12 protein-coding genes are annotated in these 12,626 nt (G+C 68.2%); 8 read left to right on the top strand and 4 right to left on the bottom strand.

All coding sequences use genetic code 11. The features are described from left to right. The first annotated feature begins 23 nt into the window (after positions 1-23). On the top strand, positions 24-755 hold the full coding sequence (locus IRT45_RS29155) for a DUF1906 domain-containing protein (RefSeq protein ID WP_194809033.1): 732 nt from the start codon (positions 24-26) through the stop codon (positions 753-755). A 28-nt stretch (positions 756-783) separates the two neighbouring features. Here the strand turns inward: IRT45_RS29155 and IRT45_RS29150 are convergent, their stop codons facing one another. Both IRT45_RS29150 and IRT45_RS29145 read right to left on the bottom strand, forming a co-directional pair. Continuing rightward, positions 784-1,098, bottom strand: a complete 315-nt coding sequence (locus IRT45_RS29150; protein WP_194809066.1) for a hypothetical protein — start codon at positions 1,096-1,098, stop codon at positions 784-786. 199 nt (positions 1,099-1,297) lie between these two features. Then, positions 1,298-2,176 (bottom strand): hypothetical protein, encoded by an 879-nt coding sequence (locus IRT45_RS29145; RefSeq protein ID WP_309241201.1) that lies wholly within the window; start codon positions 2,174-2,176, stop codon positions 1,298-1,300. Between the two features lie 315 nt (positions 2,177-2,491). Here IRT45_RS29145 and IRT45_RS29140 point away from each other — a divergent pair, with 315 nt between their 5' ends. Beyond that, the gene (locus tag IRT45_RS29140; protein ID WP_309241200.1) at positions 2,492-3,832 is read left to right on the top strand and encodes a mannosyltransferase; all 1,341 of its coding nucleotides are present in this window, start codon (positions 2,492-2,494) and stop codon (positions 3,830-3,832) included. Positions 3,833-3,837: 5 nt separating this feature from the next. On the opposite strand, the gene IRT45_RS29135 is transcribed toward IRT45_RS29140, so the two are convergent. Together IRT45_RS29135 and IRT45_RS29130 are read right to left on the bottom strand one after the other, a co-directional pair. Further along, on the bottom strand, positions 3,838-4,131 hold the full coding sequence (locus IRT45_RS29135) for a 4a-hydroxytetrahydrobiopterin dehydratase (protein ID WP_036504880.1): 294 nt from the start codon (positions 4,129-4,131) through the stop codon (positions 3,838-3,840). A gap of 29 nt (positions 4,132-4,160) precedes the next feature. Beyond that, the gene (locus IRT45_RS29130) at positions 4,161-4,337 is read right to left on the bottom strand and encodes a hypothetical protein (RefSeq protein WP_194809032.1); all 177 of its coding nucleotides are present in this window, start codon (positions 4,335-4,337) and stop codon (positions 4,161-4,163) included. A gap of 162 nt (positions 4,338-4,499) precedes the next feature. On the opposite strand from IRT45_RS29130, the gene typA reads away from it, so the two are divergent. The 6 genes from typA to IRT45_RS29100 all read left to right on the top strand — a co-directional run. After that, entirely contained in the window at positions 4,500-6,401 is a 1,902-nt protein-coding gene (typA, locus tag IRT45_RS29125; RefSeq protein WP_194809031.1) for a translational GTPase TypA, read from the top strand. A gap of 366 nt (positions 6,402-6,767) precedes the next feature. Then, the gene (locus IRT45_RS29120) at positions 6,768-8,549 is read left to right on the top strand and encodes an ABC transporter family substrate-binding protein (protein WP_228535420.1); all 1,782 of its coding nucleotides are present in this window, start codon (positions 6,768-6,770) and stop codon (positions 8,547-8,549) included. After that, on the top strand, positions 8,546-9,445 hold the full coding sequence (gene mshB, locus IRT45_RS29115; protein ID WP_309241199.1) for an N-acetyl-1-D-myo-inositol-2-amino-2-deoxy-alpha-D-glucopyranoside deacetylase: 900 nt from the start codon (positions 8,546-8,548) through the stop codon (positions 9,443-9,445). The genes IRT45_RS29120 and mshB overlap by 4 nt, the downstream gene beginning before the upstream one ends. Positions 9,446-9,505: 60 nt before the next feature. Beyond that, positions 9,506-9,664 (top strand): hypothetical protein, encoded by a 159-nt coding sequence (locus tag IRT45_RS29110; RefSeq protein ID WP_167331885.1) that lies wholly within the window; start codon positions 9,506-9,508, stop codon positions 9,662-9,664. Next, positions 9,661-10,095 (top strand): hypothetical protein, encoded by a 435-nt coding sequence (locus tag IRT45_RS29105; RefSeq protein ID WP_228535418.1) that lies wholly within the window; start codon positions 9,661-9,663, stop codon positions 10,093-10,095. The genes IRT45_RS29110 and IRT45_RS29105 overlap by 4 nt, the downstream gene beginning before the upstream one ends. 254 nt (positions 10,096-10,349) lie before the next feature. Continuing rightward, on the top strand, positions 10,350-12,626 hold a 2,277-nt coding region (locus IRT45_RS29100), incomplete at its 3' end, for a nitrate- and nitrite sensing domain-containing protein (RefSeq protein ID WP_309241198.1).

Raw genomic sequence — 12,626 nt, 5'->3', positions numbered from 1 at the left:
GCTGCAGCGCGAAGGAGTTTTCGATGCGTTCCGTTCCGATGACCCGCCGCACCCTCTTCGGATATGCCGGTGCCGCCGCGACCGCCGCCGGTCTGGCCGCGCTCACACCGGGTGTTCTCGCGCCGCCCGCCGCCGCCGACAACGTCCTCGGAACCCTGCTCGACTATGCCGGTGGCGTGCCCGACGCGGCGGCCATCCGCGCCGCCGGGCATGCCGGGGCGATTCGCTATGTCTCCGACCGGCGCCCGGGCGCGGAGTGGATGACCGGAAAGCCGTTGCGCGCGAGCGAGGTCGACGCGCTGCACGCGGCCGGCCTCACCGTGGTGTCGTGCTACCAATTCGGCAAGGGCGCCACCGCGGATTGGAAGGGCGGGCTCGAGGCCGGCAAGCGCCACGCCGACCGCGGACTGCAGCTCCACCGCGATGCGGGTGGGCCGGACGGGGTGCCGATCTACGCCTCCATCGACGACAATCCGACGCCGGTCGACTTCGCCACCCTCATCGCGCCCTACCTCGCGGGCTGGGAATCGGTGCTCGGCAACGAGAATGTCGGCGTCTACGCCAACGCGCCGACCATCGAACTGGCCACGGTCGCCGGCCTGGGTTCCTGGTACTGGCAACACAATTGGGGCACGCCGAAGGGTTTCGTGCATCCCGCGGCGAACCTGCACCAGATCGAAATCGACGATCGCACCGTGGACGGCGTGGGGGTGGATGTCAACAACATCCTCACCGCGCAGTACGGGCAGTGGTGAATCCGTGCAGCGATGAATCTGCGGTTACCTACGTCTGGCAGTGGCAGGTGGGGTCGGCGACGAGATCGGGTTCGTCCGGCACGACCGTGAGCGTCGGCCGCGCCTCGGGTGCGTCGCGCACGCCCATCCACGACAGCAGCGACCATCGCGACAGGCCCGAGAACGCTGAGCCGAGACTGAAGAACGAGCCGGCCGAACCGACCGACAGCACCGATCCGACGCTGCCGATCGAGAGGACGGAGTAGGCCGAGCCGATCGAGAGGATCGACCGTTCGGACCGGAACGACAGGATCGAGCGATGCGATCGGGTGGACAACACCGATCGGTAGGACCGTCGCGACATCACCGAATGCCCGGCTCTACCGCGCCGGACGCGAATCCCCGCGCCGGTGCCCGAGGTGGTGGGTGCAGACCGTTCGAGCTGATCGACAGTCGACATACCTAGCGGTCTACCACAGTCCGGGACATCCCATGGCGCATTGACAGCAAACGGCCCGGAGTGTCGTCTCAGCGACATCTCCGGGCCGTCGGGAGCCTGAAATTCAGTGCTGCGGGAGTACCGCGGCAGGCTGCTGCACCACGTGTGCGGCGGGCACCGTGCCGGCCGGGTTCACCGGAGCCGCGGCCTGGGCGGGGCCGGATGCGACCGTGAACAGACCCAGCGTGGGCAGGAACGAGCAGGTGATCGGCGCCTGATCGGCCGCCGGCTGCGTGGTCAGCGAACCCGCGACCACGGAGATCACGCGACCCGGCCCGGTGTCGACGATGGCCGACAGGGTGGCCGGACCATCCGGGTTGATATGCGCCTCGTCGGTCAGCGCCACGGTGCCGCCGCGGTGGTTGTCCAGGTTGTACCACTGGACGGTCATCGGCGGATTCTGCTGCGGCGTCAGGCCTTTGGTGCCCAGCGCGGTGAAGACGAAGCCGGCCTGACCGGCAGCCGGTCCGGGCGGGGGCAGTTCGGCCGGACCCGGAACCGCGAGCGCGGTGCCGACCGAGTCGGAACCGGGTCCGATGCAGTTCTTACCGATGGTCGGGTACAGGAACTGCGCGATGGCCGGACCGTTCTTCGGGATGTCCGGGCCGCCGCCACCGCTGCCGTCGAGGAAGGCGACGATGGCCTCGAGCGTCTGCTTGACCTGTGGCGGCAAACCGGCCCGATCGAGCAGCTGGATCGCCTGATCGAGGATGGTCTGAGTGCCCGGCGAGGCGATATTGCCCGCCTGGGCGGCGGCGCCGACGATGGCCGGAGCCAGCGACGCGATCGCATCGACCGGCACGCCCTCCGGGACCAGCGGGACATCGGCGGCCTGGGGCTTGGGTGCCGGTTCGGCAACCGCGATCGTCGACGCGGCGAGTGTCGCGCCGGCTGTCAGGGCCAGCACGGACAATGCGAACCGCGTTCCTCTGGTGCGAAGCACTGGTGTTGCCGTCCTTAACCTCGGGGTTACCTCGTCATGCGATGCGAGAACATCGCGCGATGGGGGCATCGCTTCGCGACACTCTAAAGACAGTGCCGCCGTGTTGTACAGCCGTGGGTGTGATCTTGCCTGCACCGCTCGGCAATTCCGATCACCCCGCCCGGCGCGTTGTCCGAACATAACCTGTGTTTTTGGCCTCCGCTTCGCTCCGGCGGGGTCTCGGCCCTCTGGGCCTCGTTTTTCCCTCCTCCGCTCAGTCGCTGCGCTCCTTCGCTCCGTCAGTCCAAAATCGAGGCGGGCCGAGACGCGCTGAGGGTGGACGAATCGTCGACGTATGCCCGGGGGTTCGCACGCCGTGAAGCGAAGGCAGAATTACAGCCCGTGACCCGACACCTCCGTTTGGCCGACATCCGCGTGGCCGGGGCTGTTCTGGCCGTTTCGGTCGTGGCCCGTCTGGTGCTGATGTTCGTGCTCCCACACGGTCTCGACGTGGTCGACCTGCGCGTATACGTCGAGGGCGCGGCCAATTTGGGCAGTGGGCATCTCTACGACTTCGTCTATGCCGACAAGACTCCCGATTTCCCACTGCCGTTCACCTATCCGCCGTTCGCCGCGCTGGTGTTCTACCCCCTGCATTTCCTGCCGTTCGGGCTGGTGACGCTGCTGTGGTTCGGGTTGATCGTGGTCGCGCTCTACGCCTCGGTGCGGATCGCCTTCGCGCTGTTGCCGAAGGCGGCGGTGGCGGAACCGAATCGGCGGGCGGCGGCGATGTTGTGGACCGCGCTGGGCCTCTGGTTGGAGCCGACGCGGACCACGCTCGATTACGGGCAGGTGAATGTGTTCCTGCTGCTGGCGGGGTTGGCGGCGGCGTATTCCGCGCGCTGGTGGCTGTCGGGACTGCTGGTGGGTGTGGCCGCCGGAGTCAAGCTGACGCCGGGGATCACCGGCTTGTATTTCCTGGCGCGGCGGCGGTGGTCGGCCGCGGTGTGGTCGGCGGTGGTGTTCGCGGCGACGATCGGCGTGAGTTTCCTGATCTCGCCGCCGGAGACTCGCACCTATTTCGGACCGCTGATCGGTGACGCCAACCGCATCGGCCCGGTCGGTTCGGTGGTCAATCAGTCGCTGCGCGGGGCATTGAGCCGCATTCTCGGCCACGACGCGGGGGCGCCCTGGTATCTGGCGGGGCATCGCGTCCCGTTCGGGCCGTGGTGGCTGGGCGCGGTGCTGCTGACCGTCGTACTGGCCTGGTTCGCTTGGCGCGCGGTCGATTTCGACGACCGGCTCGGCGTACTGCTGGTGGTGCAGCTGTTCGGTCTGATGGTGTCGCCGATCTCGTGGTCACACCACTGGGTGTGGTTGCTGCCGCTGATGATGTGGCTGGTGCACGGCCCGCTGCGTTCGATCGCGGGGGCGCGGGTGGTGGCCGGATTCTGGCTGGTGACCACGCTGGTCGGCATTCCGTGGATCCTGACCTTCTTCCAGCCGACGATCTGGGAGATCTCCCGGCCGGCCGTTCTGGCCTGGCTGGGTGCGATCTACGTTTTCGGCGTGGTCGCGACCTACCTGTGGATCATCTGGGCGGGCGCGCAGCGCGGGCGGCCGGGCTCACCGGTGTCGGCGCCCGCGGTCGCGGCGGGTTCGGTCCGGGCGGGTTAGGCCGTTCAGCTCTGGTCGGCGAGGCGGTCGATCTGGCCGGCCAGCGCGAGGTCCTTGCGGGTGATGCCGCCCTCGGAGTGGGTGGAGAGGGTGAAGGTGACTCGCCGCCACCGGATATCGATGTCGGGGTGGTGGTTGACCTTCTCGGCGGAGTCGGCCACCCGTCGCACGAGTTCGATGCCGGCCAGGAACGACGGAGCCTCGACGGTTCGGGAGATGCTGCTGCCGGTGTGGGTCCAGGCGGGTAGTTCGCGCAACCCAGTGGCGATCTCGCTGTCGGAGAGCAATGGGGTACTCATACTCTCGGTTCTACCCCAGCGGTCGCGGCTCAGGCCGCACGCGCGAGTTTGAGAGCCTTTTTGAGATCTTTGCCCTTGACCCCCGCGGCTTCACACTTCTTCATTTTCGAGACCACGACAGGGCATTTCAGGCAGCGCTTCTTCTTGCGGCAGCACTTCTTCTTCGGTTTGAGGTGTGCGACCTCCTTGGCCTTCACCTTGCCCATGGGGCCCAGGGTAACCAATCATGATGCCGGAAACGGCGGCCGAGGCGTGTTTCGGTACTGTGTACCTGGCCGCATGTCCGGTGAGATCAGTCCACCTGCCTTGTTCGGACCCGCTACGGCGCGGGTCGGCCGCAACCCATTCATTCAGCAGGAGGATTCAACGTGTCGTCTGTCGAGTTCCGCAATGTCGCCATTGTGGCTCATGTCGACCACGGCAAGACGACGCTGGTCGATGCCATGTTGCGGCAGTCCGGTGCCTTCGCCGAGCGTGCCGAGCCGGTCGACCGGGTGATGGACTCCGGTGATCTGGAGCGTGAGAAGGGCATCACCATTCTCGCCAAGAACACCGCGGTGCATCGTCATCACGGCGACGGCAGCGTCACCGTGATCAACGTCATCGACACTCCCGGCCACGCCGATTTCGGTGGTGAGGTCGAGCGCGGTCTGTCCATGGTCGACGGTGTCGTGCTGCTGGTCGACGCCTCCGAGGGCCCGCTGCCACAGACCCGGTTCGTGCTGCGCAAGGCGCTGGCCGCCTCGCTGCCGGTGATCCTGGTGGTGAACAAGACCGACCGCCCCGACGCCCGGATCGAGGAGGTCGTCGAAGAGAGCCACGACCTGCTCCTGGATCTGGCCTCCGACCTCGACGACGAAGCGTCCGAGGCCGCCGAGCTGGCGCTGGACCTGCCGGTGCTCTACGCCTCCGGCCGTGAGGGCAAGGCGTCCACCCAGCGTCCCGACAACGGCAGCGCGCCCGACGCGGAGAACCTCGACGAGCTGTTCGAGGTGCTGCTGAAGTACGTGCCCGCGCCCAAGGGTGACCCGTCGGCGCCGCTGCAGGCGCACGTCACCAACCTGGACGCGTCGCCGTTCCTCGGCCGGATCGGCCTGGTCCGCATCCACAACGGCACCCTGCGCAAGGGCCAGAACGTCGCGTGGATGCACGGTGACGGCGTCAAGACCGTGAAGATCACCGAGCTGCTGCAGACGATCGGCGTCGAGCGCAAGCCGGGCGAGGAGGCCGTGGCCGGCGATATCGTCGCCGTCGCCGGCATTCCGGAGATCATGATCGGCGACACTCTCGCCGATGTGGAGAACCCGGTCGCGCTGCCACGGATCACCGTCGACGAGCCGGCCATCTCGGTGACGATCGGCACCAACACCTCGCCGCTGGTCGGCCGGGTGCAGGGCCACAAGCTGACCGCCCGCATGGTGAAGTCGCGCCTGGATCAGGAGCTGGTCGGCAACGTGTCGCTGCGGGTGCTCGACATCGGCCGCCCGGACGCCTGGGAGGTGCAGGGCCGTGGTGAGCTGGCGCTGGCCATCCTGGTCGAGCAGATGCGCCGCGAAGGTTTCGAGCTGACCGTCGGCAAGCCGCAGGTGGTCACCAAGCAGGTCGACGGCAAGGTGCACGAGCCGTTCGAAGAGCTGACCATCGACTGCCCGGACGAGTACCTGGGTGCGGTGACGCAGCTGCTGGCCGCCCGTAAGGGCAAGATGGTCCAGATGAGCAACCACTCCGCCGGGTGGGTGCGCATGGAGTTCATCGTCCCCTCGCGCGGTCTGATCGGTTTCCGCACCGACTTCCTCACCGAGACGCGCGGCACGGGTATCGCCAACGCGGTCTTCGACGGTTACGCGCCGTGGGCCGGCGAGATCCGCGCCCGCCACACCGGCTCGCTGGTGTCCGACCGCGCCGGCAGTGTGACCCCGTTCGCGATGATTCAGCTCGCCGACCGCGGGCAGTTCTTCGTGGAGCCGGGCGCCGACACCTACGAGGGCCATGTGGTGGGCATCAACCCGCGCGCGGAGGATCTCGACATCAACGTCACCCGCGAGAAGAAGCTGACCAATATGCGTTCGGCCACCGGTGACGTGCTCGAAACGCTGGCCAAGCCGCTGCAGCTGGATCTCGAAGGCGCCATGGAGTTCTGCGCCGCCGACGAGTGCGTCGAGGTGACCCCCGAGATCGTGCGCGTGCGCAAGGTGATTCTCGGCGCCACCGAGCGTGGCCGCGAGGCGTCCCGCCGCAAGGCCCGCGACCGCGCCGCCCAGAACGCGTAGGGCGCACACCCCTGAGAACCCCAGAGGCGCACGTTCCACGAGACGTGCGCCTCTGTCGTTCCAGCGCCGGGTAGCCGGTGTGGGTGTAGATCTGCGATGAGGGCAACCCGGTGGCCACGGATCGGTCCGTCAGGGCGCACATCTGCGACATGTGCACTCGCTTTTATCGAGTAGACGACCCGGCATACATCCACGAGCCGTACACCACGGTGGGTTTCGGCCCGCCTCGATTTTGGAGCGACGGAGCGAGGGAGCGCAGCGACTGAGCGGAGGAGTGAAAAATCGAGGCCCAAGGGGCCGAAACCCCGCCGAAGCGAAGCGGAGGCCAACAACACTAGAGTACGAGCCGTGATGTCGGGAGTTCGAATGCGTGCGGGGCGGCGCGTGGTCTTGGTGCTGATGCTGGCGCTCGGGGTACTCACCGCGTGCACCGCCAATCCGCCGCCGCCGATCGAGAGCACCGACAGTCCGAAGACGACTCCGGCGACGCCGACGAAGTCCACGGTCGTGGTCGCGGTGGACGATATCGGGATCGGATTCAATCCGCATCTGCGGTCGAATCAGTCACCGGCGACGAATGCCGTTGCCTCGTTGGTGTTTCCGAGTCCGTTTCGCCCGGTGCCGTCGCCGACGGTGCCGGGGGGTACGGATTGGGTTCCGGATGCGGCGTTGATGGTGTCGGCGGATGTGACGCCGTCCGATCCGTCGCAGCCGGATCAGTTCACGCTGACCTACAAGATTCAGAATCAGGCGTCGTGGTCGGACGGTGCGCCGATCGCGGCCGAGGATTTCCGGTATCTGTGGCAGCAGATGATCAGCCAGCCCGGGGTGGTGGATCCGGCGGGCTACCGGTTGATCAACGATGTGAAGTCCTCGGAGGGCGGCAAGACGGTCACGGTGACGATGAGTCAGCCGTATCCGGCTTGGCGGCAACTGTTTTCGGATCTGCTGCCGTCGCATCTGCTGAAGGACGCGCCCGGTGGATTTCAGCGGGCGCTCGCCGTGGAGCGTGGCCTGATCGATCAGAATCCGATTTCCGGCGGGCAGTTCCGGGTGAAGCAGGCCGACGCGGGCCGCGAGGAGATTCTGCTCGAACGCAACGACCGCTACTGGGGTACTCCGGCGGTGCCGGATCAGATTCTGTTGCGGCGTGGCGGTACTCCGGCGCAGCTGGCCGAATCGCTGCGCGCGGGTGACGCTCAGATGGCGCTGGTGCACGGCGGTGTCGCGACGCAGGCGCAGCTGGCGGCGATTCCGCAGGTGCGGACCGCGATCATGCCGCAGGCGCGGGAAATGCAGATGGTGCTGAACGGGCGGACCGGGGATCTGGCCGATCCGCGGGTGCGCCACGCGGTGCTGGGTCTGCTCGATCCGGCGTTGCTGGCCTCGGTGGGCGCCGAGACGGGTGCGTGGGTGGATCCGGTGCGGGCGCAGATCCTGGCGCCCTCGGATCCGGGGTACGCGCCGACGGCGCCGCCGCGCCCGTCTCCCGACCAGGCGTTCGGGCTGCTGGCCGAGGCCGGATTCGGCCGTGCGCCGGAGACTCCCGCATCGGGCAATCCGACGACGTCGCCGGCGCCGCAGCCGCGCCCGGTCGCCAAGAACGGCCGGACTCTGACGATCCGGATCGGCGCGGTGGATAAGGACCCGACCACGCTGGCGGTCGCGAATACCGCCGCCGACCAGCTGCGCAGCGCCGGAATCGATGCGTCGGTGCGCAGCCTGCCCGCCGACGAGCTCTACGGTAAGGATCTGGCGGACGGGACCGTCGACGCGGTGGTCGGCTGGGAGCGGGCCGGTGAGGATCCGGCGACGATGTTGTCCTCGCGGTACGGCTGCCCGCCGGTGGCCGCGCCCGGGCAGGAGGACACCTCGCACGTCGATGCCATCCGCAAGGCGCCGAGCAATGTGTCGGGGATCTGTGATCCGTCGCTGCAACCGCAGATCGATGCGGCGCTGCGCGGGGTGGATGTGCCCAGAGCGATCGGTGACGCGGAGCCGAAGCTGTGGGATCTGGCCACCGTGTTGCCGATCGTGCAGGACACCGGTGTCGCCGCGGCGAGTTCGCGGATGGACGGTGTCTCGCTGAGCGGTTCGATCCAGGTCGGGATCTTCGGCGGCGCGAGTACCTGGCGGCGGCTGTCGTGACCGGAACCGGCGGTCTGGTTCTGGTACACGCCCATCCCGACGACGAGTCGATCACCACCGGCGGCACCATCGCGCACTACCGGGCTCGCGGCGTTCCGGTGACCGTGGTGACCTGCACGCTGGGCGAGGAGGGCGAGGTCATCGGGGCGCGATGGCAACAGCTGACCAGCGCCCACGCCGATCAGCTGGGCGGCTTTCGCATCCACGAGCTGACCGCCGCGCTGGCCGCCCTCGGTGTCGACGCGCCGCATTTTCTCGGCGGCGCGGGCCGCTGGCGGGATTCCGGGATGAGCGGGACGACCGCGGACCCCAAGCCCATGGTGCCGACGCACCCGCGTGCCTTCGTCGATTCCGGCCCGGCCGCGGTGGCGGAGTTGAGCGAGGTGCTGCTGCGGCTGCGCCCGCGCGTGGTGGTCGGCTACGACCCGCGCGGCGGTTACGGCCATCCGGACCATATACGCGCCCACCGGGTCACCATGGACGCGGTGGCCGCGGCGGCCGAAAAGGGTTGGGACACACCGAAGGTGTACTGGACGGTGACCGATGCCGATGTACTGCGCCGGCATACCGAGGCCTTGGCCCGCCGCACGGTCGACCGCCTGCCCGGGGCGCTGCCGAGCGGTTGGCGGCTGCCGGCGTTCGGCGAGCTGGCGTGTGTGGCGAGTGCGACGGTGACCACCACGATCGACGTCTCGGACGTGCTGGCGGCCAAACGCGCCGCCCTGCGCGCCCATGCCACCCAGGTCACCGTCGCGCCCTCGGGCCGCGAATTCGCGCTGTCGAACAACATCGCCCAGCCGGTGCTGCCGGAGGAGCATTACGTGCTGGTGCGTGGGCGGATCGGGCCGGTGGGCCCGGACGGACACGAGGACGATCTGTTCGCCGGACTGGATTGACCGCGGCAGCCGGCACTCGGGCTGGTCGAATCGTGGGTGGGTCGGCTTAGACTGCTGGGCATGTACAACTGGAGCCTGCAGGACGCCATCGTCGCGTTCGTCGAGAGCCAGAAGCCGAACTGGCAGGCGCAGCACGATCTGTACCTGTCGGTGCTCTACGGATTCGTCGATATGCAGAGTCATCTGTTGACCCTGCTCGGCTTCCCGCCGGTACCGTGACGGCCGCGACGACCAGCCGGACCGCCTATGTGCCCGGCGGGTCGAAGTATGCCTGGCCGGTGCTCGGAGGCGTGCTGGCGGCGGTCCTGGTGTTCGACGGGCTGCTCTCGGTGGTGCTCGAGGTGCTGTATCTGCCGCTCTACATCGGCGCCACGCCCTTCCCGATCGCGGCCCTGGTCGCCGCGGTGGTGAACGTGCTGCTGGCGCGGGGAATGGGTGTGGTCGTGTCGCGCCCGGCCGCGATGGGCCTGCCGGTGATCGCGTGGCTGTTCGGTTTCCTGATCTGCTCCACCACCGGGCCCGGCGGCGATGTGCTGCTGACCGACTCCTGGACCTCGCCACTGCTGCTGGCCTGCGGCATCGTGCCGGTGGGTCTCTATCTGTTCCGGCGGGCGTTCCTGCGTCCGAAAGTCACCCCCGTCACACTCTGAACCGGTGCCGGTCGTCCGGAAGGTCTTGCCGGAAAGAGATATCGGCGAACGGCTGTAGCGGGCCGGAGGGTCGGTTAGTCTCTCAGGCGTTATCTGTGGTTCTGCCGCCCGGCGGGCGGTGTGGTTAGGAAGTGGGGGCCGGTTGCTCAGCTGGCCGGTTGGCTCGGGTGCGCCGAGGTCCGAATGCGCGCGGACGTCGCCCGACAACAGGAAGATCACCCGTGGTTGAGTGGTCGAAGCTTCCTGGATTGCCTGTGAACACGAAGGATTCGCGCTGGTTCGGCCTGATGAGCCGGGGTGTGCGCGGACGGGTCAGCGTGCGCGTGCGCCTGCTCGCGATCGTGCTGATCTCCAGCATCACGCTGCTCGCCATCGGTGTGGGCGCGGCGTCGTATCTGGTGCGGTCGGGCCGCGATGCCCGGCAGTGGGCCGAATTGGCCAGCAGCACCGCCGCTCCCGCGGTCGCGATCATGGAGACCTTCGGTGAGGAGCGCCGGCTCTCGATGCTGCAACTGGCGGGCGATCCCGGCGCCACAGCGCAATTGACGGCCGCGCGGCAGCGCTCGGATGCGGCGCTGGCCGCCCTCACCGCCAAGGGCGACGAGGCGCAGAAGATGAATCCGGACAACTCCGGCGCCGATATCGCCGCCTACGGTCAGCTGCTCGCGCAGTTGCCGCTGGTGCGTCGCGGCATCGATTCCGGCCAGGCGCCGGCCGATCAGGTCTTCGGGCTGTTCAGCCGCTTCACCGCGGCGATCATCGATGCGTCGATGCTGGGCGCCCGGGTCGCACCGGATGCCGGCATCGCCGTCCAACTCGGCTATGCGGTCGAGGTGTTGCGCGCGGCGGAGGCGCTGTCCGAAGCCACGACGCTGGGTGAATTATTTCTGGTGACAGGCACTTCGACGCCCGCGCAGTGGACCCAGTACACCAACCTCCTGGGTGAATTCCGCGGCCAGATCGCCTATGCGCGGTCGGTGCTGAAGGGTGGACGCGCGGATCAGCTCCAGGCGATCGTGAACAGCCCGGCGTGGGCCCAGATCAACGAGATGGCCGACGTGGTCGCCGCGCGCGGTCCGATGTCGGCCACCGACGATTCCGACCCGAGCACGCGGACCGGCGATTCGACGCGGTCGCGCCCGAGCCGGCAATCCGCGAAACCGCTGCCGATGACCGTGCAGGCCTGGCAGGACAGCTCGGCACAGCTCGGCTCCGGACTGCTGACGCTGTGGCAGGACAAGAGTCGGGACGCGCACGCCGAGGCGCGGGATCAGGGTGACCGCACCGCCATCGGATCACTCGCCGGCGGTGGTGCGGTGTTGCTGGTGTCGATTCTGGCCTTCCTCGCCTCACTCGTGCTGGCGAACCGGTTCATCGGCCGGATGCGCCGATTGCGCCGCGACACATTGGAATTGGCCGACGAGCGGCTGCCCGACATCATGCGCCGGGTCTCGGCCGGTGAGACGGTGGATGCTCCGATGGAGGTGTCGCGACTGGACTTCGGCTCCGACGAACTCGGCCAGGTCGCGCAGGCGTTCAACCGAGCGCAGGTGGCGGCGGTGTCGGCCGCGGTCGCGGAATCGAATACCCGCGCCGGTATCAACACGATCTTCCTGGATATCGCCCATCGCAGCCAGGCGCTGGTGCATCGCCAGCTGGCTCTGCTGGACCAGGCCGAGCGGCGCGAGGAGAACGCCGACCAGCTCGAATTGCTGTTCCAGCTCGACCATTTGGCGACCCGCGCCCGCCGCAACGCCGAGAATCTGATCATCCTCGGCGGCAAACAGCCGGGCCGGCGCTGGCGAAATCCGGTTCCGCTGATCGAGGTGATTCGCGGCGCGGTCGCGGAAAGTCTGGACTACACCAGAATTCGCATCGGCCGTATTCCGCGCACCCGGGTGATGGGCACCGCGGTCGCCGACCTGATCCACCTGCTGGCCGAGCTGATGGACAACGCCACCTCGTATTCGCCGCCGCAGGCGCGGGTGGAGGTACACGCTGCCGTGGTGGGCCGCGGTGTCGCGGTGGAGATCGTCGACCAGGGTCTGGGTATGACCGCCGACGAACTGGACCGGCGCAACGAGATGTTGTCGCATCCGCCGGAATTCAGTGTGGCGGCGCTGTCCACCGATACCCGGCTGGGCCTGTTCGTGGTCGCTAAACTTGCCAACCGCCACGGTATTTCGGTGAAGTTGCGCGAATCGGTGTACGGCGGCGTGCGCGCGGTGGTGCTGATCGGCACGCCGGTGCTGGAAGCCGGTGAGGTGAACGGTACGGATTTCGAGGATCCGGGACCCGCCACCGGGGAGTTCGCCGTTCTGGGGCCGGTGACCAACGCATCCGCGGCCCGTGCGGAAGTGATTGTCGCCGAGGATGTTCCGCCGGCGACCGACCTCGCGCCGCCGCCCACCGCGGATCCGGACCTGAGCCCCCGGCGCTCGGCCTGGTTCACCTCGGCCTCGGAGCGTATCGATTCCGCACCCGCGACCGGAGTGTTCGGCGCGCCGGTGACCAGCCCGGGCGTGGTTCGC

The organism is Nocardia sp. BSTN01, assembly GCF_015354405.1.
In the GTDB taxonomy this organism is placed as follows: Bacteria; Actinomycetota; Actinomycetes; order Mycobacteriales; family Mycobacteriaceae; genus Nocardia.
The sequence above is the reverse complement of the archived record's forward strand: the minus strand, read 5'-3'. Positions and strand labels throughout refer to the sequence as shown.